The organism is Bradyrhizobium sp. CFUWI, from assembly GCF_056429085.1.
In genome coordinates this window covers 139348-161664 of record NZ_JBWJZE010000003.1, presented here as the reverse complement: position 1 = coordinate 161664, position 22317 = coordinate 139348, and the positions used below count along the sequence as shown (strand labels likewise).

Genomic DNA, 22317 nt, shown 5'->3' with positions numbered 1-22317 from the left:
ATCGCGCTTTAGCCGCCGGCGTCGGCGCTGATCACGTCGCCGAACAGGTCCCACTTCTCGCCCTTGAACTTCATGAGCTGAAGCGAGCTGATCGGTGCGAAGTCGTTCGGGCCGGTGTTGATCTTGATGCCGGGCAGCAGCACTTCGGTGCGGAAGTCCTTCAGGCTCGCCGCCTGCTTCATGACGTTCGCGCGCGTGAGGTCGTCGCCGCACTTCTTCAACACTTCCACCAGGGTCTGCGCCACGCCGTAGCCGACGATGGTGCCGCCGTCGAGCTTGTCGCCTTCAGGGAAGTACTTCGCCATGAACTCCAGGAAGGCCTTCATGCCGGCGTCGTCCTTCCACTGCGGGTCGGATACGTCCTTCAGATAGGCGGCCGAGATGATGTCTTGCGAATTCTCGAAGCCGGCGGGCTTGATCACGCTGCCGACCGAGGCCGAGACGTTGTTGAGGAAGTGGGTCGGCTTCCAGCCGATTTCGGAGATCTTCTTGATCGCCTGCGCCGCGAACTTGGGCGTGGTGATGTTGATGAAGACGTCGGCGCCGGTCGCCTTCAGCTTGACGATGTGATTGTCGATCGTCGGCTCCGACGTCTCGTAGCTTTCCTCGAGCACGATCATGCTCGCGGCCTTGGCGCCGAGGCCGTCCTTCAAACCCTTCAGGTAGTCCTTGCCGTAGTCGTCGTTCTGGTAGAGCACGCCGATCTTGGCGTTCGGCATGGCCTTCATGATGTACTTCGCGTAGATCTGCGTCTCGCTCTGGTAGTTGGGTTGCCAGCCCATCGTCCAGGGGAAATTCTGCGGATCGTTCCACTTGGTGGCGCCGGTCGCGACGAACAGCTGCGGCACCTTCTTCGAGTTCATGTATTTCTGGATCGCCGAGTTCGGCGGCGTACCGAGCGAGTTGAAAACGAGCAGCACTTCATCGCTCTCGACCAGCTTGCGCGCCTGCTCCACCGTCTTCGGCGGCGAATAGGCGTCGTCGTAGGAGACGAAATTGATCTTGCGGCCGTTGATGCCGCCCTCGTCATTGACCTTCTTGAAATAGGCGGCTTCGGTCCGCCCGATGACGCCGTAGGCGGAGGCCGGTCCGCTGTAGGGCATGATGTTGCCGATCTTGATCTCGGTATCGGTCGCGCCGGTATCGTATTTTTTCTGGGCTGACGCGGTGGATGTCGTAGCCGCAAAGAGCGCAAGCGCCAGTGACGCAGCAGCAATTTTGCCGGTGACAGCAGGCATTCCAATCTCCCTGTTTTTTCTTGGTGTGTGCGTCCTTGTTCTTGGCTTGATGGTTCTTGGTGACGCGGTCGCAATTCAATACGATTTGCTCGAAAGCTTCAAGGAAAAGCCCCGCGGGCAGGGCCGCGGGGCTTGCTTCTTTAGTAGCCATTGGTGCCGGCCGGCCTCTTCAACCGCCGGCGTCGCTGCTAATGACGTCGCCGAACAGTTCCCATGTCTCGCCCTTCAATCGCTGCAGCTGCAATTGGGAGATCGGGGCGAAGTCGCTGGCACTGGTGTTAACCTTCACGCCCGGCAGCAGGCCAACAGGTTCGAAGTCCCTGAGGCTGGCCGCCTGCTTCATGACATTCTCACGTGACAGATTGTCGCCGCATGCTTTGAGTACCTGCACCATGCCCTGAGACACGATGAAGCCGTACATCACCGCCCCGTCGGCCCGGTTGGCCTCGGGATAGTATTTGTCCAGGAATTCGTTCCACGCCTTCATCGCAGCATCATTCTTCCATTGCGGATCGGTCGGATCCTTGAAGTACGCAGAGGAGATGATGTCCTGCGCGGCCTCGAAGCCGGCCGGCTTGATGACGCTCCCGATATTGGCCGAGACGTTGTTGAGGAAATGCAGCGGCTTCCAGCCGAGTTCGGCGTTCTTCTTGATCGCCTGCGCCGCGAATTTCGGCGTGGTGATGTTGATGAAGACGTCGGCGCCCGTGGCCTTCAATCTCACGATGTGCGAATCGATGGTCGGTTCGGAGACTTCATAGCTGTCCTCGATGACAATCATCGAGGCCGCCTTGGCGCCGAGTCCGTCCTTGAAGCCCTTCAGATAGTCCTTGCCGTAATCGTCGTTCTGATACAGCACCGCGATCTTGGCGTCGGGTTTGTTCTTCAGGATATACTTCGCGTAGATGATCGTCTCGCTCTGGTAGTTCGGCTGCCATCCCATCGTCCAGGGGAAGTTCTGCGGGTCGTTCCACTTGGTGGCGCCAGTGGCGACAAACAGCTGAGGCACCTTCTTCTGGTTCAGGTATTTCTGGATCGCCGTGTTCGGCGGCGTACCGAGCGAATTGAAGATCAGCAGCACCTCGTCGCTCTCGACCAGCTTGCGCGCCTGCTCCACGGTTTTGGGCGGCGAGTAGCCGTCGTCATAGCTGACGAAGTTGATCTTGCGGCCGTTGATGCCGCCTTCGGCGTTGATCTTGCGGAAATACGCCTCCTCGGTCTTGCCGATTACGCCGTAGGCGGAGGCCGGCCCGCTGTAGGGCATGATATTGCCGATCTTGATTTCGGTGTCGGATGCGCCGGTGTCGTATTTCTTCTGCGCGAACGCTGTCGTGGACAGGGTGGCAGTCAGCACGAGGGCGGCCGAGAAGGCCCCCAATCGCACATGCATTGCAGGCATCTTGCTCTCCCTAGTTCGGTTTGAATGTGTCGATTGTTCTTGTTGGGAGCGATCATTGTGCGCCGCTCTGACACGCATTGAATACCCTTCTCAGGCGCCCAGCAAGGACGACACCCGCCGCCGGCGTCGCGGCGAGGTGCTTCTTTTTCGAGGGGATGCGGAATATTCCGGCGGGCGAGATGAAGCGGGTCGTTGCTCAGCTGCGCAGAGGTTGTGCTGTAAAATATGAACTATTTTAAACTGTTCCCTTGTAGGGCTTCAATGTCCCATCTCGCTGGAGATGACGTCGCCGAACAGCTCCCATTTCCGGCCCTTGAAGCGCATCATCTGCAACTGCTCGATCGGGGCGAAATTGTCCGGCGCGGTGTTGATCTTGATGCCGGGCAGCAGCGTGTCGGGTTCGAAATCCTTCAAGGAAGCCGCCTGCTTCATGACGTTCTCGCGGGTGAGATCGTCGCCGCACATCTGCAGCACCTTCACCATGGTCTGCGCGGCGGCATAGCCGAACACGACGCCGGCATCGAGCTTGTTGGCTCTGGGATCGTACTTCGCGAGGAAGTTATAGAACCTCTTCATGCCGTCATCGGCATTCCACTGCGGATCGGAGCCGTCCTTCATGTAGGTCGCCGACAGGACGCCTTGGGATATCTCGAGGCCGGCCGGTTCGATCACGCCGCCGACGGAGGCCGAGACGTTGGAGATGATGTGGACCGGATGCCAGTTGATCTCCGCCGCCTTCTTGATCGCCTGCGCGGCGAATTTCGGGGTGGTGATGCTGATGAAGACGTCGGCGCCCGAGGCCTTCAGCTTCACGACGTGCTCGTCGATCGTGGGCTCGGAGGTATCGTAGGACTCCTGCAGCACGATCATCGAGGCTTTGGCGCCGAGGCCGTCCTTCAACCCCTTCAGATAGTCCTTGCCGAAATCATCGTTCTGGTAGAGCACGCCGATCTTTCCGTCCGGCTTCTCCTTCATGATGTACTTGGCGTAGATGCGCGCCTCGCTGGCGTAGCTCGGCTGCCAGCCCATGGTCCAGGGATATTGCTTCGGGTCGTTCCACTTCGAGGCGCCGCTCGCGACGAACAATTGCGGCACCTTCTTCTCGTTCATGTATTTGCGGATGGCGCTGTTGGTGGAGGTGCCGAGCGAGCCGAAGATCAGGAGCACCCCGTCGCTCTCGACCAGCTTGCGCGCCTGCTCCACCGTCTTCGGCGGCGAATAGGCGTCGTCGTAGGAGATGAGCCTGATCTTGCGGCCGTTGACGCCGCCCTCGGCATTGATCTTGTTGAAATAGGCTTCCTCGACCTTGCCGATCGCGGCATAGGCCGAAGCAGGGCCGCTATAGGGCATGATGTTGCCGATCTTGATCTCGGTATCGGAGGCGCCGGTGTCGTAATTGTTCCGCGCCAGTGCCGGGCTGCCCATTGCAGTGCACAATGCGACTGCGACCAGAAGCGCCACAACCTGACATCGAACGGCAGTCATCATTCTCCCACCCCGAGTTGGATCGGCGCCGCATTGAACAAGATTGACGCGTGACGTCAACAAAAAGCCCCCGCGATCGCTCGTGGGGGCTTCTTGGGCTCGGACTATTAGGTCAGCGTGTCACTCGGAGGCGACGTCGCCGCTGATGATCTCACCGAACAGTTCCCACTTCTCACCCTTGAACCGCTGCATCTGGAGCTGCGAAATCGGGGCGAAGTCGGTGGGGCCGGTGTTGATCTTGACGCCGGGCAGGAGCGTGTCCGGCGCAAAATCCTTCAACGAAGCCGCCTGCTTCATCAGATTGGCGCGGGTCAGATCGTCGCCGCACATTTCCAGGACCTTGGCCAGGGTCGAGGCTGCACCGTAGCCGTAGACCATGGCGGTGTCGGTCTTGTCGGCGCCGGGCATGTACTTGTCGACGAACTCATTCCACTTCTTCATGCCGGGATCGTTGGCCCATTGCGGGTCGGTGGAGTCCTTGGCATAGGCCGCCGACAGCACGCCCTGCGCGGCATCAAATCCGGCCGGCTTCATCACGCTGCCGACCGAGATCGACACGTTGGTGAGGATCTGCAGCGGCTTCCAGGTGAGCTCGGCCGTCTTCTTGATGGTCTGGGCCGCGAACTTCGGCGTCGCATAGATCAGGAGCACGTCGGGATTGGCGGCCTTGATCTTGACGATGTGGCCGTCGACCGACGGCTCCGACACCTCATAGCTCTCTTCCATGACGATCATGGACGAGGCCTTTGCGCCGAGGCCGTCCTTGGTGCCCTTGAGGTAGTCTTTGCCGAAATCGTCGTTCTGATAGAGGATCGCGACCTTGGCGTCGGGCTTTTCCTTCATCAGCCATTTGGCATAGATCTGGGCTTCGCTCTGGTAGGAGGGCTGCCAGCCGATGGTCCAGGGGAAGTTCTTCGGATCGTTCCACTTGGTGGCGCCGGTGGCGACGAACAGCTGCGGAATCTTCTTGGCGTTGAGATATTTCTGGATCGCGCTGTTCGAGGGCGTGCCGAGCGGGTTGAACACGGCCAGCACCTCGTCGCTCTCGACGAGCTTGCGCACCTGCTCGACCGCCTTCGGCGGCGAATAGGCGTCGTCATAGGTGACGAAGTTGATCTTGCGGCCGTTGATGCCGCCCTTGTCGTTGATCATCCGGAAATAGGCTTCCTCGGTCTTGCCGATGATGCCGTAGGCCGATGCCGGACCGCTGTACGGCATGATGTTGCCGATCTTGATCTCGGTATCGGACGCGCCGGTGTCGTATTTCTTTTGGGCGAGTGCAGCGCCGGAGGTGAGGGCAATGGCCGCCGTTGCCGTGACCAGCGCGGCGGCTCGCAGTGTTCTTCCAAATCGCAATTCGGTCTCCTTGGTTTAAACAACAGTCTTCGAGTGTTTCAGTTTCTTCTGAGCTTGCCGGCGAATTGCTGGCCCAGGATCGCGATCTGCCTTGCGCCATGCGGCACGAGGTAGATGACCAGGAACAGCAGCACGCCGAACACCGCGCCGGAAAGGCCCTTGGAGATGCTTTCCGCCATGTTCGGCACGAAGATGATGAAGGCCGCGCCGACGAACGAGCCGGGCAGCCAGCCGACGCCGCCGACCACCATGCCGAGGAACAGCGAGATCGCCAGCGTGATGGTGTAGCTGTCGGGCGCCACGAACTGCACCGCGATGGCGCCGAGCGAGCCGGCGACGCCGGTGATGCCGGCGGACACGCCGAAGGCCAGCGTCTTGTACAGGGCGACGTTGACACCCATCGAGGAGGCCGCGATCTCGTTGTCGCGGATCGCCATGAAGGCGCGGCCGGAGCGGGAGCGCAGCAGGTTGACCGAGAAGACGTAGATCGCGACCGTCACGATCAGCGTGAAATAGTACAGCCACATGTCCTGCGACATCGGCAGGCCGAACGGCGCGTCCGGCTTGGTGACGACGAGGCCCTGCACGCCGCCGGTCCAGTGCTCGAGGAAATTCAGCTTCAGCAGCTGCGGCATCGCGGTGGCGAGCGCGAAGGTCGCGAGCGCGAGATAGACGCCCGACAGTCTCAGCGCCGGCTTGCCGAACAGGTAACCGAATCCGAAGCAGACCGCCGCGGAAACCGGAATTGTCAGCGCGTAATTGACGTTGAAGTACTCCATCAGCACCGCCGACGTATAGGCGCCGACGGCGTAGAACGCGCTCTGGCCGAGCGAGAACTGGCCGGAGCCGCCGGTCAGGATGTTCAGCGCCAGCACGGCCAGCCCGTAGATCAGGAGCATCGTCATCTGGAAGATGATGAAGTTCTTGACGAACACCGGCACGAGCAACAGCACCGCCAGCACCAGCAGCGAGGTGCCGGTGCCCAGCGTCATCGCCCGCTTCGGAACGGCCTCGACCGCCTGGTGGCCTTCTGCAACGACTTCTTCTGCAGCGCTCATGATCAAACTCGCTTGACGATGTGCCGGCCGAACAGGCCAGCGGGTTTGACGACCAGGACGGAGATGATCAGCGCGAGCGCGATCGGGAGTTTCAGCTCGTTGCCCACGCCGGGGATGTAGGTTCCGGCGAGGTTCTCGAAGACGCCGACCAGGAAGCCGCCGACCACGGCGCCGAACGGGCTCGACAATCCGCCGAGCACCGCGGCGGCGAAGCCGTAGATCAGCACGCCGCCCATCATGTTGGGCTCCAGGAACACCACCGGTGCGATCAGCATGCCGGCGATCGAGCCGATCGCGGTCGCCATGCCCCAGCCGAGCGCGATCATCCAGCTCGTGTTGATGCCGACGAGGCGGGCCGATTCAGGCACCGAGGCCGCCGCGCGCATCGCCAGACCGATCCGCGTGTACTGGAAGAAGAAGTAGAGGCCGAGCAGCAGCAGCACGGTGACGCCGATCATGCCGGCCTGGTGGGTCGAGATCAGCTGGCTGCCCAGGAACGGCGAGGAGCCGAACGGGGTCGGGTATTGCTTGATGGTGAAGTCCCAGATCAGGCCGGCCGAGGAGTTGATGATCGCGAACAGCGCGATGAAGCCGGCAACGTTGGTCAGCACCGGCGCTTTCGCCAGCGGCTTGAACAGGATGCGCTCGATCGCAATTCCGGCGACGAAGGAGAATGCCAGCGTGATCAGGAAGGCGGCCCAATAGGACAGGCCCCATTGCATCAGCTGCCAGGAGATGAAGGTCGAGAACATCGCCATCTCGCCTTGCGCGAAGTTGAGATGGTCGATGGCCTGGTAGATCATCACCACGGCCAGCGCCATGCAGGCGTAGATCGCGCCCGTGGCGATGCCGGCCAGGACCTGGTTGGTAAACAGTTCCATTGTCCCGGCTCCCTCAGTAACCCAGATAGGATTTGCGGATTTCTTCGTTGTTCGCGATGTCCTTGGCCTTGCCTGACATCACGATGCGGCCGGTCTCGATCACATAGGCCTGGTCGGCGAGCTCGAGCGCGAGCTGGGCGTTCTGCTCGACCACCAGGATCGAGACCTTGTCCTCGCGATTGATCTTGCCGAGAATGCCGAACAGGTCGCGCACCACCAGCGGCGCGAGGCCGAAGGACGGCTCGTCCAGCAGCATCAGCCGCGGCCGCAGCATCAGGGCGCGGGCGACCGCAAGCATCTGCTGCTCGCCGCCGGAGAGCGTGCCGGCCTGCTGGGTGTGGCGCTGCTTCAGCACCGGGAAATGCGCATACATGCGCTCGATGTCGGAGACGATGCCGGCGCTGTCCTTGCGGGTGATGGCCCCGAGCTGGAGGTTCTCCTCCACCGTCATGGTGGTGAAGGTGCCGCGGCCCTGCGGCACATGGGCGATGCCGAACCGCACGATGCTCTCGGTGGAGCGGTTGTTCAGCGGCTTGCCGTCGAACTCGATGCCGCCGGTCGAGCGCACCATGTTGCAGATCGCGCGCAGCGTGGTGGTCTTGCCGGCGCCGTTGGCGCCCAAGAGCGTCGTCAGCGAGCCTTCGTTGAGCGAGAAGGACAGGCCGTGGAGCGCCTGGACCTGGCCGTAATAGGCGCGCAGGTCCTTGACGTTGAGCAGTGTCGTCATTGGTCCTTGCTCCCGAGATAGGCCTTGATGACGTCGGGGTCTGCCTGCACCTGGGCGGGCGTGCCTTCCGCGAGCTTCTTGCCGAAGTTCAGTGCAACCACGTGGTCGGCGATCGACATCACGAGGCCCATGTGGTGCTCGACCAGCAGCACGGTCATGTGGCGCTCGTCGCGGATGCGGCGGATCAGGTCGCCGAGCACATGGACTTCCTCGTGATTGAGGCCGCCGGCGGGCTCGTCGAGCAGCAGGATCTTCGGATCGGCCGCGAGCGCGCGCGCCAGCTCGACGCGCTTCTGCGTGCCGAAGGGCAGGCCGGAGACGACGGTGTGGGCGACGTCCTCGAGGTCGAGATAGGCGAGGATCTCGTGCACCTTCTTGTTGACGTCGGTTTCGCTGCGGCGAATCCAGGCCAGGCGCAGCGAGTCGCTGATGATGTCGCTGGAGGTCCGGGCGTGCGTTCCGACGCGAACGTTGTCCATCACCGAGAGGTTCGGAAACAGCGCCACGTTCTGGAAGGTGCGGCCGATGCCGATCTCGGCGATCCGGTGCGGCGGCCGCGACAGGATGCTTACGCCATCCATCAGGATATCGCCGGACGAGGGCTGATACAGCCGGGACAGACAGTTGAACAGCGTGGTCTTGCCGGCACCGTTGGGGCCGATCAAGCCGAGGATCTGGCCCTTGTGCATGTCAAAGGACACGCCGTTGAGCGCGATGATACCGCCGAACACGACGCTGACGTCGCGAACCGCGAGCAGGGGCGATGTCCCCTGCGCGAGCTGTGCCTGCGTCATCTCGTCTCGCTCACGTCGTTCGGTGAGCGAAGGGGCGATGCGAACCGCTCCCGCCGATGAAAAAGGCTATCTGATCCCCTCGGGCACACGCGCAACTTTCCCTCCTGATTTCAGCTTTTTGCTGACGTCTTTTTTGGAATGCGGCATCAGACCCCCGAGCGCCGCTTCGATGTTCCTTACCATCGCCAAGAGGCGCGGTCCAATGTCGTTGATCAAACGCTCTTCCGTGAAGCGGAATGCGGGGGCGCCGCAATTGAATGCGTAAGGTCCGGTTCCGTCGTTGAGCTTGAGCGCAACGCCGGCGGCGCCGATGTCGTCGTGCCAGTCGCCGACCGAAATCGCAAAGCCGTATTTCGCGACGGTTTCGCCGGAGCGTTCCAGCCCGTCGCGCATCTTTGCCCAGCGGCTGCCGTAGTGTTCGCGCAACAGACGCGACAACTCCGCGCGGTCGGCGTCGTCGAGCGCCCAGAAATAGGCACGGCCCATCGCACTGGTTGCGATCGGCACGCGGGAGCCGACGTCAAGTTGAACGCCGACCGTCTCGCTGCCGCGGCTTTGCCCGAAATAGATCATGCTGTGACGGTCGCGGCCGCCGACCGCGACGGCGCCGCCGGTCGCGCGCATCACTTCCTCGCGGAACGGCTCGGACAAATGCCGAACGCCGAGATTGGCGAGCGCGGCGTAGCCGAGCGACATCGCGGCGGGTGTGAGCTGGTACTTCTCGAAGCGGGGAACCGGCGCGAGATAACCCAGCTTGGTCAGCGTGTAAGTCAGCCGCGACACCGTCGGCTTCGGCAAATTGGTGCGCGCCGCGATCTCCTGATTGCCGAGAAGGCCGTCGTTCGGGTGGAATGCTCGCAATACGTCCAGTCCGCGGGAAAGCGCGACGACGAAATTCCGATCGGTCGCTGTCTTCTTTCCTGTACGCTTCATCCCTGATCTGCTTCTTGCGCGGAGTCGTTGACAACGTCCGTGCTTCAAAATAACCCTGCCGTCAAGATGCGGAATTAAATTCCGCACCGCGAAATCGAACAAAAGCAATCCCCACCAAGGAGGGAACACCGTGAGCGAAGTGGTCAAGCTTGAGCGTCATGACGAGATCGGCATCGTCACGGTCGACAGCCCGCCGGTCAACGCGCTGAGTGCCGCGGTCCGCGGTGGCATCCTGGAGTGCATCAAGGCGGCAATCGCCGATCCCGCCATCAAGGGCATCGTGCTGACCTGCGCCGGCCGCACCTTCATCGCCGGCGCCGACATCACCGAGTTCGGCAAGCCGCCGAAGCCGCCCGCCCTCAACGACGTGCTGTCCGAGATCGAGAACTCGCCGAAGCCGGTGGTCGCTGCGATCCACGGCACGGCGCTCGGCGGTGGCCTCGAGGTCGCGCTCGCCTGTCATTTCCGCGTCGCGGTGAAAGAAGCCAAGCTCGGCCTGCCCGAGGTGAAGCTGGGTCTGCTGCCGGGCGCCGGCGGCACCCAGCGCCTGCCACGCGCGGTGGGTCCTGAGCTCGCGGTCAAGATGATCGTCGGCGGCGATCCCATCGGTGCCGCGGAAGCGCTCAAGAACGGCCTGATCGAGGAGATCATCGAGGGACCGGCATCGGGCGGCGAAGCTTTCGTGCGCAAGCTCATCGCGGAGAAGCGTCCGCTGCGGCGTCTGCGCGACGACGATTCCAAGATCGCGGCCGCCAAGGCCGACCGCTCGATCTTCACCAATGCGGTCGCCGCCATGACCAAGAAGTCGCGCGGCCTGGAGGCGCCGTTCGCCGCCGCCGACGCCGTGGGCTACGCCATTGACCTACCCTTCGACGAAGGTCTGAAGAAGGAGCGCGAGGGCTTCCTGAAGCTCGTCGCCAGCGACCAGTCCAAGGCGCAGCGCTACGCCTTCTTCGCCGAGCGCGAAGCCGCCAAGATCGCCGGCGTTCCTGAAGGCACCAAGCCGCGTCCCGTGAACCGCGTCGCCATCCTCGGCGCCGGCACCATGGGCGGCGGCATCGCGATGTCCTTTGCCAATGCCGGCATCCCCGTCACCCTGATCGAGACCGCCGAGGAGCAGCTCAAGCGCGGCATGGGCATCATGCAGAAGAACTGGGAAGCGACCGCGGCGCGCGGCGGCATCCCGGCAGACGCGCCCGCCAAGCGCATGGCGCTGATCAACGGCGTCGTCGGCATCGAGAATGTCGGCGATGCCGACCTCGTCATCGAAGCCGTGTTCGAGACCATGGCGGTGAAGAAGGAGGTGTTCGGCAAGCTCGACCAGTACGCCAAGCCGGGCGCGGTGCTCGCCTCCAACACCTCGTACCTGAACATCGACGAGATCGCGAAGTCGACCAAGCGTCCGCAGGACGTGCTCGGCATGCACTTCTTCTCGCCGGCCAACGTCATGAAGCTGTGCGAGATCGTGCGTGCCGACAAGACCGCGCCGGACGCGCTCGTGACGGCCGTCAACATCGCGCGCAAGATCGCAAAGGTGCCGGCCGTGGTCGGCGTCTGCGACGGCTTCGTCGGCAACCGCATGCTGGCCCAGCGCGGCAAGCAGTCCGAGAAGCTCTTGTTCGAGGGAGCCTTGCCGCAGCAGGTCGATGCCGTCGTGACAAAATTCGGCATGCCGATGGGACCGTTCGCGATGGGTGACCTCGCCGGCCTCGACATCGGCTGGCGCTCGCGCAAGGACCGCGGCATCAAGTCGGAGATCGCGGATGCGCTGTGCGAAGCCGGCCGCTTCGGCCAGAAGACCGGCAAGGGCTACTACAAGTATGAAGCCGGCTCCCGCGCGCCGCTGCCCGATCCCGAGGTCGAGAAGCTGATCGACGAAACGCTTGCCCGCCTCGGCCGCAAGAAGCGCGTCGTCAGCGACGAGGAGATCCTCGAGCGCATGATGTATCCGATGATCAACGAGGGCGCGAAGATCCTTGAAGAGGGCATCGCGGCACGTCCCTCCGACATCGACGTGGTCTGGCTCTACGGCTATGGCTGGCCGATCTACCGCGGCGGCCCGATGTTCTGGGCCGACAGCGTCGGCCTCAAGCACATCGCCGATCGTCTGGCCTTCTACGCCAAGGAGACCAACGATCCGAGCCTCGAGCCCGCGCCGCTGCTGAAGAAGCTCGCGGCGGAAGGCAAGACCTTCGCCTCGCTCGCCGCGGCGTCGAAAGCGGCGTGATGGGGGCTTGCACTCTCGGCGTCATTCTCCGTTGCGCAATTGCGCAACGTAGATGGCCCGCAGGGCCAGGCCCGGAATCCATTTCGCCTTCGAGTGTGTTGCCCGATGGATTCCGGGTTCGATGCTTCGCATCGCCCCGGAATGACGACCGAGTGTGATGCAGACAATGACCCATCCCGGCGAACAGTTTTACCCCGAGGGCGTGCGGTGGGACGATCCGATCGTCCAGGGCACGTTGCCCGACCTGCTGTCGAAGGCTGCCGCCGATTACGGCCCGCGCACCGCGTTGGAGTTCCGGGACCGTCCGATCACCTACACTCAGCTCGCAGCCCAGGCCGAGCGGGCGGCTGCGGCGTTCCTGCGCGCCGGCTGCGGCAGGAACTCTTCCGTCGCGCTGTTCCTCGGCAACACGCCGGACCATCCCGTCAATTTCTTCGGTGCGCTGAAGGCGGGTGCCCGTGTCGCGCACCTCTCGCCGCTCGACGGCGAGATCGCGCTGACGCACAAGGTCTCCGACTCCGGCTCGCGCCTGCTCGTCACGTCGAACCTGGCCGCGCTGCTGCCGACCGCGCTGAAATTCCTGGAGAAGGGGCTGATCGACCGCCTGGTCGTCTGCGAGGACGACGCTTGGGGCAAGGTCGGCACGCCGCAGGCGGCGATCCCCGATGATCCCCGCATCGTCACCTTCAAGGCCTTCGTCGAGGGCGCGACAGCGCCCGCGCAATGGCCGTCCTTGACGGCCGATGACGTCGCGCTGCTGCAATATACCGGCGGCACCACCGGCCTGCCCAAGGGCGCCATGCTGACCCACGGCAACCTCACCTCCGCCGTGTCGATTTACGACGTCTGGGGCAAGCCGGGGCGCGCCGCGCGCGGCGACGTGATCGAGCGCGTGATCTGCGTGCTGCCGCTGTTCCACATCTACGCGCTCACCGTGGTGCTGTTGTCCTCGCTCAGCCGCGGCAACCTGATCTCGCTCCATCAGCGTTTCGACGTCGAAGCCGTGATGCGCGACATCGAGGTCAAGCGCGCGACGTACTTTCCGGGCGTGCCGACGATGTGGATCGCGATCGCGGCGCTTCCCGACCTCGACAAGCGCGACTTCTCCTCGCTCGTCACCATCGGCTCCGGCGGCGCGCCGCTGCCGGTGGAGATCGCGAGCTTCTTCGAGCGCAAGGTCGGCAAGAAGCTGAAGAGCGGCTGGGGCATGACCGAGACCTGCTCGCCCGGCACCGGCCATCCGCCCACCGGGCCGGAGAAGCCCGGCTCGATCGGCCTGATGCTGCCCGGCATCGAGCTCGACGTCGTCGCGCTGGACGATCCCAGGCGCGTGCTTCCGCCCGGCGAGGTCGGCGAGATCCGCATCAAGGGCCCGAACGTCACCAAGGGCTATTGGAACAAGCCGGACGGATCCACCGACGCCTTCGTCGATGGCCGCTTTCTCACCGGCGACATCGGCTATGTCGACGCCGACGGCTATTTCTTCCTGGTCGACCGCAAGAAGGACATGATCATCTCCGGCGGCTTCAACGTCTACCCGCAGATGATCGAGCAGGCGATCTACACCATATCAGGCGTGCACGAGGTCATCGTGCTCGGCATTCCCGACCCCTATCGGGGCGAAGGGGCCAAAGCCTTCATCAAGCTGAAGCCGGGCGCAAAGCCGTTCTCGCTCGACGAGCTGCGCACCCAGCTCACTGGCAAGCTCGGCAAGCACGAATTGCCGGCCGCGGTCGAGTTCGTCGACGATCTGCCGCGCACGCCGGTCGGAAAATTGTCGCGCCACGAATTGCGCCAGCAGCAGAAACCGTCACAATCCACGAAAGCAGCATCAGGAGGTCGTTCTTGACCGACGCCGTCATCGTTTCCACCGCCCGCACCCCGATCGGCAAGGCCTATCGCGGCGCGCTCAACGCCACCGAGGGCGCCACGCTGCTCGGCCACGCCATCGGCGCAGCCGTCGCGCGCGCGAAAGTCGATCCGAAGGAGATCGAGGACGTCGTGATGGGCGCGGCGCTGCAGCAGGGCGCGACCGGCGGCAATATCGCGCGCAAGGCGCTGCTGCGCGCCGGCCTTCCCGTCACCGTCGCCGGCACCACCATCGACCGTCAATGCGCCTCGGGCCTGCAGGCGATTGCGCTCGCCGCGCGTTCGGTGCTCTTCGACGGCGTCGAGATCGCGGTCGGCGGCGGCGGCGAGTCGATCAGCCTCGTGCAGAACGACAAGATGAACGGCTTCCACGCCCAGGACCCGGCGCTGCTCAAGATCAAGGGCGAGGTCTACATGCCCATGATCGACACGGCGGAGGTCGTCGCCAAGCGTTATGGCATCTCGCGCGAGAAGCAGGACGAGTATTCGCTGGAGAGCCAGCGCCGCACCGCGGCTGCCCAGCAGGGCGGCAAGTTCAAGGAGGAGATCGCGCCGATCACGACGCAGATGGCGGTCACCGACAAGGCGACCGGCGCGGTGTCGATGAAGGACGTCACGCTGTCGCAGGACGAGGGCCCGCGTCCCGAAACCACGCTCGAAGGCCTTGCCGGCCTCAAGCCCGTGCGCGGCGAGGGTTTCTCGATCACCGCCGGCAATGCCAGCCAGCTCTCCGACGGCGCCAGCGCCTCGGTGATCATGAGCGACAGGGAAGCTTCCAAGCGCGGCCTCAAACCGCTCGGCATCTTCCGCGGCTTCGTCTCCGCCGGCTGCGAGCCGGACGAGATGGGCATCGGCCCGGTCTTCGCCGTGCCGCGCCTGCTCAAGCGCCACGGCCTCACCGTCGACGACATCGGCCTGTGGGAGCTCAACGAAGCCTTCGCGGTGCAGGTGCTGTATTGCCGCGACAAGCTCGGCATCGACCCCGACAAGATCAACGTCGACGGCGGCGCTATCGCGGTCGGCCATCCCTACGGCATGTCGGGCGCGCGCCTCACCGGTCACGCCCTGATCGAGGGCCGCCGCCGCAAGGCAAAATACGCCGTCGTCACCATGTGCGTCGGCGGCGGCATGGGCGCGGCGGGCTTGTTCGAGGTGCTGCAGTAAATGTTTCTGTCATTCCGGGGCGCCGCGAAGCGGCGAGCCCGGAATCCATAACCACCAGTCGGGGATATGGATTCCGGGCCTGCGCCTTACGGCGCGTCCCGGAATGATGGCGGGTTTGGTAAGAAAAAACGTTCACAGGAGGATCCGATGGATCTCGCATTCACGAAGGAAGAGCAGGCGTTTCGCGAGGAAGTGCGGCAGTTCTTCCGCGACAACGTGCCGCCGGATACGCGGCGCAAGATGGTCGAGGGCCGTCATCTCTCGAAGGACGAGATGGTGACGTGGTGGCGCATCCTCAACAAGAAGGGCTGGGGCGTCAGCCACTGGCCGAAGGAATATGGCGGCACCGGGTGGACGCCCGTGCAGCATTATATCTTCAATGAGGAGCTGCAGGCGCATCCCGCGCCGCAGCCGCTCGCCTTCGGCGTCAGCATGGTCGGTCCGGTCATCTACACCTTCGGCAACGAGGAGCAGAAGAAGAAGTACCTGCCGCGCATCGCCAATGTCGACGATTGGTGGTGCCAGGGCTTCTCCGAGCCCGGCTCCGGCTCCGACCTCGCCTCGCTGAAGACCAAGGCCGAGCGCAAGGGCGACAAGTGGATCATCAACGGCCAGAAGACCTGGACCACGCTCGCCCAGCACGCCGACATGATCTTCTGCCTCTGCCGCACCGACAACAACGCCAAGAAGCAGATGGGCATCTCCTTCATCGTGTTCTCGATGAAGTCGAAGGGCGTCACCGTGCGCCCGATCCAGACCATCGACGGCGGTGCCGAGGTCAACGAGGTGTTCTTCGACGACGTCGAGGTGCCCATTGAAAATCTGATCGGCGAGGAGAACAAGGGCTGGGACTACGCCAAGTTCCTGCTCGGCAACGAACGCACGGGCATCGCGCGCGTCGGCGTCTCCAAGGAGCGACTGCGCCGTATCCGCGATCTCGCCGGCAAGGTCGAATCCGGCGGCAAGCCGATCATCCAGGACGCCGCGTTCCGCGAGAAGCTGGCGGCGTGCGAGATCGAGCTGAAGGCGCTCGAGCTGACCCAGCTCCGTGTCGTCGCCGACGAGGGCAAGCACGGCAAGGGCAAGCCCAATCCGGCCTCCTCGGTGCTGAAGATCAAGGGCTCCGAGATCCAGCAGACCACCACCGAGCTGCTCATGGAAGTGATCGGCCCGTTCGCCGCACCCTACGACGTGCACGGCGATGACGGCTCGAACGAAGCCATGGACTGGACCGCCCAGATCGCGCCGAGCTACTTCAACAACCGCAAGGTCTCGATCTACGGCGGCTCCAACGAGATCCAGCGCAACATCATCGCCAAGGCGGTGCTGGGGCTGTGATTGATTGAATACAGAACGCTGTCGTCCCCCGCGAAGGCGGGGGACCCAGTACGCCGCGGCGATCGTGAGTCCCGCCAGCGCCTGCGTTTACTGGATCCCCGCCTTCGCGGGGATGACATCCGAGGGTGAGGCGACGGCAGGGCAATTCCCGCCGATTTGGAGAGAGACATGGATTTTGATCTGTCCGAGGAGCAGCGGCTTCTCAAGGAAAGCGTCGACGGCCTGCTGACCGATTCCTACGATTTCGAGCAGCGCAAGAAGTACATGGCGGAGAAGGGCGGCTGGAGCAAAACGGTCTGGCTCAAGCTCGCCGAGCAAGGCCTGCTCGGCTTGCCCTTCGCAGAGGCCGACGGCGGCTTCGGCGGCGGCGGCGTCGAGACCATGATCGTGATGGAAGCGCTCGGCAAGGCGCTGGTGCTCGAGCCGTATCTGGCGACCGTGGTGATCGGCGGCGGCTTCCTGCGCCATGCCGGCACCGATGCGCAGAAGGCCGCGCATGTCCCGTCGATCATCGACGGCAGCAAGACGCTGGCGTTTGCCCAGCTCGAGAAGAATTCGCGCTACGATCTGTTCGACGTCTCGACCACGGCGAAGAAGAAGGGCGATGGTTGGGTCATCGACGGCGAGAAGTTCGTCGTGCTCAACGGCGAGAATGCCGACACGCTCGTCGTCACGGCGCGCACCAAGGGCGAGCGCCGCGACCCGTCCGGCATCGGCGTGTTCCTGGTGCCGGCGAATGCCAAGGGCGTCGCCAGGAAGGGCTATCCGACCCAGGACGGCCTGCACGCCGCCGACATCACCTTCACCGGTGTCGAGGTCGGCCCGGACGCCGTGCTCGGCAATCCCGAGGATTCGCTGGCGCTGATCGAGCGCGTGGTGGACGAAGCCCGCGTCGCGCTCTGCGCCGAGGCGGTCGGGCTGATGGACGAATCGCTCAAGACCACGGTCGAGTACATCAAGACGCGCAAGCAGTTCGGCGTCGCGATCGGCTCGTTCCAGTCGCTGCAGCACCGCGCCTCCGACATGTTCGTCGCCGCTGAACAGGCGCGCTCGATGTCGATGTTCGCCACCATGGCGAACGATTTCGAGAATGCCAAGGAGCGCAGCAACGCGATCGCCGCGGCCAAGGTGCAGATCGGCAAGTCGCTGAAGTTCGTCGGCCAGCAGTCGATCCAGCTTCACGGCGGCATCGGCATGACCATGGAGGCCAAGATCGGCCATTACTTCAAGCGCCTCACCATGATCGAGAACACCTTCGGCGACACCGACTACCACCAGCGCCGCGTCGCCGATGCGGGCGGGTTGGTTTGAGTTGAGCCGAACCACACGACTGTCATCCCGGGGCGCGCGTAGCGCGAACCCGGGATCCATCGGGCGGCATCACGCGCGGTGAAATGGATTCCGGGCTCGCGCCAAGTGGCGCGCCCCGGAATGACGAAAGAGAGAGGGAGCCCCCAATGAAAAACACCCCGTTCGATCTCACCGGCAAGGTCGCGGTCGTCACCGGCTCCAGCCGCGGCATCGGCCGCTCCTCTGCCGAATTGCTGGCAAAGTTAGGAGCCAAGGTCGTGGTGTCCTCGCGCAAGGCCGAGGCCTGCAAGGAGGTCGCCGACGGCATCATCGCGTCCGGCGGTGACGCCATCGTCATCCCCTGCAACATCGCCCGCAAGGCCGAGGTCGAGGCGCTGATCGCGGGTGCCACGAAGCATTACGGCAAGATCGACATCCTGGTCTGCAACGCCGCGGTGAATCCGTATTACGGCCCGCTGCTCGACATCACGGATGAGGCCTTCGATAAGATCATGGGCTCGAACGTCAAGAGCAACATCTGGCTCTCCGCGCTCGCGATCCCGCAGATGGCGCAGCGCGGCAACGGCTCCGTCATCATCATCTCCTCGATCGGCGGCCTGCGCGGCTCCACCGTGATCGGAGCCTACGGCATCTCCAAGGCCGCCGATTTCGCGCTGTGCCGCTCGCTCGCCGGCGAATGGGGCCCGAAAGGCGTTCGCGTCAATTGCATCGCGCCGGGCCTCGTCAAGACCGACTTCGCCCGCGCACTATGGGAAGACGAAGCCAATCTGAAGCGCCGCACCGCCACCACCCCGCTCCGCCGCATCGGCGAGCCCGACGAAATCGCCGGCGCCGTCGCCTACCTCGCCTCGGACGCATCGAGCTTCATGACCGGCCAGACCATCGTCATCGACGGCGGCGTCACGACGGCGGCGGTGTAGCCCTCTCACGACTTTTAATTGCACCGACGCTGCGCTTCCCTTACCCTCCCCTGAGGGGTCCGGGACGAGCGTAGCTCGCCCGTGGGTCGCTCGCGCAAACGCGCGAGCGGGGTGGGGTGAAGCCGCAGCAATGGTCTCAACGTCAATCCGACGCGCCGCCGCAAGGAAGCTGAGAGCGAATACGACGCCTCACGAGCGCATCCTGTGGCGTGCCCTCAAGGAGCTCCCGCTCGAAGGCTCGCACTTCCGCCGGCAGGCGCCGATCGGTCGCTATGTCGTCGACTTCTGCTGCCCAGCCAAACGCCTCATCATCGAGCTCGATGGTGGCCACCACAACGAGGACGACACGGCCAAACGTGATCTCGAACGCCAACGCTGGCTCGAAAACGAAGGCTATCGCGTTGTCCGGTTCTGGAACTCGGAGATCATGGCCGATCTGACCGCCGTGCTCGAACGCATCTATATCGAACTGTACGGATCGCGCGAGGCAGAAACCATGCATCTCGCGCACCGGCGCAAGCGAAAAACGTCAACCTGAGCTGGGCTCTGCCGTTTCTTACCCTCCCCTGGAGGGGGAGGGTCGATCGCGCGTAGCGCGAACGGGGTGGGGTGATCTCTCCGCACGGGCACTATGCGATGTCGAGAGACCGTCACCCCACCCCGTCTCACATTTCGCTGCGCTCAATGTGAGTCGACCCTCCCCCTCCAGGGGAGGGTAAGAGGAGAGCCGCCTTGACCTTCCGCCTCCAATCCGCTCCCTTTGGCGCGACACAATGATCCCCCCATGGGAAACGCCAAGAAAAATGCCAAGGTAAGCCGCCATGTCTTTCGTCCTCGCCATCGACCAGGGCACCACCTCCTCGCGCGCGATCGTGTTTCGCGGCGATATTTCCATCGCCGCCAAGGCGCAACAGGAGTTTCCGCAGCATTTCCCGGCCTCGGGCTGGGTCGAGCACGAGCCGGAGGACATCTGGACCTCGACCGTGATGGTCTGCCGCGAGGCGATCGAGCAGGCCGGCATCAGTGCGAAGGACATCGCCGCGATCGGCATCACCAACCAGCGCGAGACCACGGTGGTGTGGGACCGCGCCACTGGCCAGGCCGTGCATCGTGCCATCGTCTGGCAGGACCGCCGCACCGCCGACATCTGCGCGAAACTCAAGGCAGAGGGCCGCGAGCCGGTGATCTCCAGGAAGACCGGCCTGATCATCGATCCCTATTTCTCCGGCACCAAGGTTGCCTGGATCCTCGACCACGTCCCCGGCGCCCGCGCCCGCGCGGCGCGCGGCGAATTGATGTTCGGCACCATCGATTGCTATCTGCTCTGGCGCCTCACCGGCGGCAAGGTGCACGCCACCGACGCCACCAACGCCTCGCGCACGCTGCTGTTCAACATCCACACCGGCCAGTGGGACGACGAGCTGTTGGAGATCATCGGCGTACCGCGCTCGATGCTGCCCGAGGTGAAGGATTCCTCCGCCCGCTTCGGCGAGAGTACGCCCGATCTGTTCGGCGGCGCGATCGCGATCTCGGGCATCGCCGGCGACCAGCAGGCCGCCACCATCGGCCAGGCCTGCTTCCGCCCGGGCATGATGAAGTCCACCTACGGCACCGGCTGCTTTGCCCTGCTCAACACCGGCACCACGCCCGTCGTCTCCAAGAACAAGCTGCTCACCACCGTCGCCTACCAGCTCGACGGCAAGCGCACCTATGCGCTCGAAGGCTCGATCTTCGTCGCCGGCAGCGCGGTGCAATGGCTGCGCGACGGTCTCGGCATCATCAAGCACGCCGCCGAGACCGGACCTCTTGCCGACCAGTCCGACTCCATGCAGAGCGTCTATCTCGTCCCCGCCTTCGTCGGCATGGGCGCGCCCTACTGGAATCCGCGCGTGCGCGGCGCGCTGTTCGGCCTCACCCGCAACACCGGCCCCGCCGAACTCGCCCACGCCGCGCTGGAGAGCGTCTGCTACCAGACTTTCGACCTCTGGGCCGCGATGCGCGCGGACTGGCCGAGCTCGGAGACCGCAAGCGTCGTGCTCCGCGTCGACGGCGGCATGACGGCGTCGGACTGGACCATGCAGCGCCTCTCCGATCTGCTCGATGCACCAGTAGACCGTCCGGTGATCCAGGAAACCACGGCACTGGGCGCCGCCTACCTCGCCGGCCTCAACGCCGGCGTCTATCCCGAGCCGACCAAGTTCGCCGACAATTGGCGCCTCGAGCACCGCTTCAAGCCGAACATGAGCCAGGCGACGCGCGAGCGGAAGCTCGCGGGCTGGGCGCGCGCGGTGAAGGGCGTGCTGGCGAGCGACGAGGGGGAGTAAAGCACGATGGGTTACGCTGCTGCCTCCACAGTGTCATTGCGAGGAGCCCTTGCGACGAAGCAATCCAGAAGCCATCTGCGGAGGCGCTCTGGATTGCTTCGCTCCGCTCGCAATGACGGCGCGGAGGCGTCCCCCGTTGCCGTTCGATCTCCATATAGCGCGCCGTGAAACGGGAATAAGAACAAGAATGATCCTCCCCGACGGCTATTCCGACGTCCCCGCTGGCAAGATCGCCGCCGTCGTCACCCATCTGGAGATGACAGCGCCTCCGACACGCCGCGACGATCCGCCCGGCAACTGGACCTTGCGCAAGGTCGATAGGCCCGCGATCCTCTGGTACCGCGACATCTTCCGCCGCGTCGGCGAGGACTGGCTCTGGTTCTCGCGGGCCCGCATGAGCGACGCCGAGCTCGCCGCAATCATCCACGCACCCGGCATTGAAGTCTACGCACTCGTCGCGGATGGCCGCGACGAAGGCCTGCTCGAGCTCGACTTCCGCGAGCCCGGCCAGTGCGAGCTGACCTATTTCGGCGTCACCGCACCCTTGATCGGCACCGGCGCCGCCCGCTTCCTGATGAACCGCGCGCTGGAGCGCGCCTGGTCGCGCGACGTCCGCCGCGTCTGGGTCCACACCTGCACGCTCGATCATCCCTCCGCCGTCGCGTTCTACCAGCGCTCCGGCTTCCGCGCCTTCCGCCGTCAGATCGAGATCGCCGACGATCCGCGCCTCGACGGCACCGCGCCGCGCGATGCGGCGCCGCATGTGCCGATCATCGAGTAGTGCGCGGCCGTAGCCCGGATGAGCGAAGCGACATCCGGGGAAGCGCTCAAAAAAATCCCCGCATGTCGCTCCGCTCATGCGGGCTACTCCTCAAAACACCTCCTGCTTTCCGCGCGCCAGCGAAAACCCCCGCTGCATCGCATTGAAACACGTCAGCCCCGTCTGCTCTGACCGGCACGTGAACCCTCCGCGCTGCCACACCTCGCCATAAGCGAGCACCGGCAGCGAGGCATCCATCACGGTGTCGCCGGCGCAGATACGTCCCGCGGCGCCCTTCGCGCTCATCTCGAAGGCGTGGCCCCAGTCGAGCTCGCAATCGGCGGGCCGCCGCGGCCGGCTCTCCATGTTCATGATGTCGCAACGGAGCACGCCCTGACCGTTGTCGGTGAAGAACTGGCAGGCGATGTTCTTCGAGGGCGTGAGAAAGCCGATCGGGCGGTCCTGGGCATGGGCGGCACCGATCATCGGCAGCAGGATCGATATCAGGATCAGTCCGCGCGGTCCCGTCATGT

At 64.2% G+C, this 22317-nt stretch carries 20 protein-coding genes; 10 read left to right on the top strand and 10 right to left on the bottom strand.

The window, feature by feature from the left end; genetic code table 11:
- Nucleotides 1–8 precede the first annotated feature (8 nt).
- The 3 genes from AC066S_RS08095 to AC066S_RS08085 all read right to left on the bottom strand — a co-directional run bounded on the left by AC066S_RS08095 (nucleotide 9) and on the right by AC066S_RS08085 (nucleotide 4122).
- A complete protein-coding gene (locus tag AC066S_RS08095) occupies nucleotides 9–1238 on the bottom strand; it encodes an ABC transporter substrate-binding protein (RefSeq protein ID WP_135171023.1) in 1230 nt (409 codons plus the stop codon).
- Nucleotides 1239–1407: 169 nt separating this feature from the next.
- Nucleotides 1408–2637: an ABC transporter substrate-binding protein gene (locus tag AC066S_RS08090; protein WP_126259689.1), complete on the bottom strand. Its 1230-nt coding sequence runs from the start codon at nucleotides 2635–2637 to the stop codon at nucleotides 1408–1410.
- 258 nt (nucleotides 2638–2895) lie between these two features.
- Nucleotides 2896–4122: an ABC transporter substrate-binding protein gene (locus AC066S_RS08085; RefSeq protein ID WP_478269382.1), complete on the bottom strand. Its 1227-nt coding sequence runs from the start codon at nucleotides 4120–4122 to the stop codon at nucleotides 2896–2898.
- 50 nt (nucleotides 4123–4172) lie between these two features.
- On the opposite strand from AC066S_RS08085, the gene AC066S_RS08080 reads away from it, so the two are divergent.
- Nucleotides 4173–4268 carry an MYXO-CTERM sorting domain-containing protein gene (locus tag AC066S_RS08080; RefSeq protein WP_430644599.1) on the top strand — a complete coding sequence of 32 codons (96 nt, stop codon included), beginning with the start codon at nucleotides 4173–4175 and terminating at the stop codon, nucleotides 4266–4268.
- On the opposite strand, the gene AC066S_RS08075 is transcribed toward AC066S_RS08080, so the two are convergent.
- From AC066S_RS08075 to AC066S_RS08050, 6 genes are all read right to left on the bottom strand, one after another.
- Nucleotides 4243–5478, bottom strand: a complete 1236-nt coding sequence (locus tag AC066S_RS08075) for an ABC transporter substrate-binding protein (protein WP_135171022.1) — start codon at nucleotides 5476–5478, stop codon at nucleotides 4243–4245. The two genes, AC066S_RS08080 and AC066S_RS08075, sit on opposite strands and share 26 nt — an antisense overlap.
- 38 nt (nucleotides 5479–5516) lie before the next feature.
- The gene (locus AC066S_RS08070; RefSeq protein ID WP_126259692.1) at nucleotides 5517–6536 is read right to left on the bottom strand and encodes a branched-chain amino acid ABC transporter permease; all 1020 of its coding nucleotides are present in this window, start codon (nucleotides 6534–6536) and stop codon (nucleotides 5517–5519) included.
- Nucleotides 6537–6538: 2 nt separating this feature from the next.
- Complete coding sequence (locus AC066S_RS08065; RefSeq protein WP_126259693.1) at nucleotides 6539–7417, bottom strand: branched-chain amino acid ABC transporter permease; 879 nt, start codon at nucleotides 7415–7417, stop codon at nucleotides 6539–6541.
- Nucleotides 7418–7430: 13 nt separating this feature from the next.
- A complete protein-coding gene (locus tag AC066S_RS08060; RefSeq protein WP_035711291.1) occupies nucleotides 7431–8144 on the bottom strand; it encodes an ABC transporter ATP-binding protein in 714 nt (237 codons plus the stop codon).
- A complete protein-coding gene (locus AC066S_RS08055; RefSeq protein WP_478269381.1) occupies nucleotides 8141–8938 on the bottom strand; it encodes an ABC transporter ATP-binding protein in 798 nt (265 codons plus the stop codon). Before AC066S_RS08055 ends, AC066S_RS08060 begins: the two co-directional genes overlap by 4 nt.
- Nucleotides 8939–9004: 66 nt before the next feature.
- Complete coding sequence (locus tag AC066S_RS08050) at nucleotides 9005–9871, bottom strand: IclR family transcriptional regulator (RefSeq protein WP_164718863.1); 867 nt, start codon at nucleotides 9869–9871, stop codon at nucleotides 9005–9007.
- A gap of 130 nt (nucleotides 9872–10001) precedes the next feature.
- On the opposite strand from AC066S_RS08050, the gene AC066S_RS08045 reads away from it, so the two are divergent.
- The 9 genes from AC066S_RS08045 (at nucleotide 10002) to AC066S_RS08005 (ending at nucleotide 21805) form a co-directional block, all read left to right on the top strand.
- Complete coding sequence (locus AC066S_RS08045) at nucleotides 10002–12098, top strand: 3-hydroxyacyl-CoA dehydrogenase NAD-binding domain-containing protein (protein ID WP_478269380.1); 2097 nt, start codon at nucleotides 10002–10004, stop codon at nucleotides 12096–12098.
- Nucleotides 12099–12264: 166 nt separating this feature from the next.
- Nucleotides 12265–13947, top strand: a complete 1683-nt coding sequence (gene pimA / locus AC066S_RS08040) for a dicarboxylate--CoA ligase PimA (protein ID WP_478269594.1) — start codon at nucleotides 12265–12267, stop codon at nucleotides 13945–13947.
- Nucleotides 13944–15131 (top strand): acetyl-CoA C-acyltransferase, encoded by a 1188-nt coding sequence (locus AC066S_RS08035; RefSeq protein WP_478269379.1) that lies wholly within the window; start codon nucleotides 13944–13946, stop codon nucleotides 15129–15131. The genes pimA and AC066S_RS08035 overlap by 4 nt, the downstream gene beginning before the upstream one ends.
- A 147-nt stretch (nucleotides 15132–15278) precedes the next feature.
- Entirely contained in the window at nucleotides 15279–16469 is a 1191-nt protein-coding gene (gene pimC / locus AC066S_RS08030) for a pimeloyl-CoA dehydrogenase large subunit (protein WP_126259698.1), read from the top strand.
- Nucleotides 16470–16637: 168 nt separating this feature from the next.
- On the top strand, nucleotides 16638–17780 hold the full coding sequence (pimD, locus tag AC066S_RS08025; RefSeq protein WP_135171016.1) for a pimeloyl-CoA dehydrogenase small subunit: 1143 nt from the start codon (nucleotides 16638–16640) through the stop codon (nucleotides 17778–17780).
- 146 nt (nucleotides 17781–17926) lie between these two features.
- Complete coding sequence (locus tag AC066S_RS08020) at nucleotides 17927–18700, top strand: SDR family NAD(P)-dependent oxidoreductase (protein ID WP_478269378.1); 774 nt, start codon at nucleotides 17927–17929, stop codon at nucleotides 18698–18700.
- Between the two features lie 130 nt (nucleotides 18701–18830).
- On the top strand, nucleotides 18831–19238 hold the full coding sequence (locus tag AC066S_RS08015; RefSeq protein WP_135171014.1) for an endonuclease domain-containing protein: 408 nt from the start codon (nucleotides 18831–18833) through the stop codon (nucleotides 19236–19238).
- A gap of 283 nt (nucleotides 19239–19521) precedes the next feature.
- Entirely contained in the window at nucleotides 19522–21024 is a 1503-nt protein-coding gene (gene glpK / locus AC066S_RS08010; protein WP_478269377.1) for a glycerol kinase GlpK, read from the top strand.
- A gap of 187 nt (nucleotides 21025–21211) precedes the next feature.
- Nucleotides 21212–21805: a GNAT family N-acetyltransferase gene (locus AC066S_RS08005; RefSeq protein ID WP_126259703.1), complete on the top strand. Its 594-nt coding sequence runs from the start codon at nucleotides 21212–21214 to the stop codon at nucleotides 21803–21805.
- 90 nt (nucleotides 21806–21895) lie between these two features.
- On the opposite strand, the gene AC066S_RS08000 is transcribed toward AC066S_RS08005, so the two are convergent.
- Nucleotides 21896–22315: a DUF6636 domain-containing protein gene (locus AC066S_RS08000; RefSeq protein ID WP_478269376.1), complete on the bottom strand. Its 420-nt coding sequence runs from the start codon at nucleotides 22313–22315 to the stop codon at nucleotides 21896–21898.
- Nucleotides 22316–22317: the final 2 nt, after the last annotated feature.

Excerpts from the sequence above, each read along its gene's own strand:
- AC066S_RS08085 (WP_478269382.1), bottom strand. The coding sequence starts at position 4,122 with ATGACTGCCGTTCGATGTCAGGTTGTGGCGCTTCTGGTCGCAGTCGCA.
- AC066S_RS08020 (WP_478269378.1), top strand. The coding sequence starts at position 17,927 with ATGAAAAACACCCCGTTCGATCTCACCGGCAAGGTCGCGGTCGTCACC.
- pimA (WP_478269594.1), top strand. The coding sequence starts at position 12,265 with ATGACCCATCCCGGCGAACAGTTTTACCCCGAGGGCGTGCGGTGGGAC.
- AC066S_RS08005 (WP_126259703.1), top strand. The coding sequence starts at position 21,212 with ATGATCCTCCCCGACGGCTATTCCGACGTCCCCGCTGGCAAGATCGCC.
- AC066S_RS08050 (WP_164718863.1), bottom strand. The coding sequence starts at position 9,871 with ATGAAGCGTACAGGAAAGAAGACAGCGACCGATCGGAATTTCGTCGTC.
- glpK (WP_478269377.1), top strand. The coding sequence starts at position 19,522 with ATGTCTTTCGTCCTCGCCATCGACCAGGGCACCACCTCCTCGCGCGCG.
- AC066S_RS08060 (WP_035711291.1), bottom strand. The coding sequence starts at position 8,144 with ATGACGACACTGCTCAACGTCAAGGACCTGCGCGCCTATTACGGCCAG.
- pimD (WP_135171016.1), top strand. The coding sequence starts at position 16,638 with ATGGATTTTGATCTGTCCGAGGAGCAGCGGCTTCTCAAGGAAAGCGTC.
- pimC (WP_126259698.1), top strand. The coding sequence starts at position 15,279 with ATGGATCTCGCATTCACGAAGGAAGAGCAGGCGTTTCGCGAGGAAGTG.
- AC066S_RS08055 (WP_478269381.1), bottom strand. The coding sequence starts at position 8,938 with ATGACGCAGGCACAGCTCGCGCAGGGGACATCGCCCCTGCTCGCGGTT.
- AC066S_RS08065 (WP_126259693.1), bottom strand. The coding sequence starts at position 7,417 with ATGGAACTGTTTACCAACCAGGTCCTGGCCGGCATCGCCACGGGCGCG.
- AC066S_RS08015 (WP_135171014.1), top strand. The coding sequence starts at position 18,831 with ATGGTCTCAACGTCAATCCGACGCGCCGCCGCAAGGAAGCTGAGAGCG.
- AC066S_RS08070 (WP_126259692.1), bottom strand. The coding sequence starts at position 6,536 with ATGAGCGCTGCAGAAGAAGTCGTTGCAGAAGGCCACCAGGCGGTCGAG.
- AC066S_RS08095 (WP_135171023.1), bottom strand. The coding sequence starts at position 1,238 with ATGCCTGCTGTCACCGGCAAAATTGCTGCTGCGTCACTGGCGCTTGCG.
- AC066S_RS08000 (WP_478269376.1), bottom strand. The coding sequence starts at position 22,315 with ATGACGGGACCGCGCGGACTGATCCTGATATCGATCCTGCTGCCGATG.
- AC066S_RS08090 (WP_126259689.1), bottom strand. The coding sequence starts at position 2,637 with ATGCCTGCAATGCATGTGCGATTGGGGGCCTTCTCGGCCGCCCTCGTG.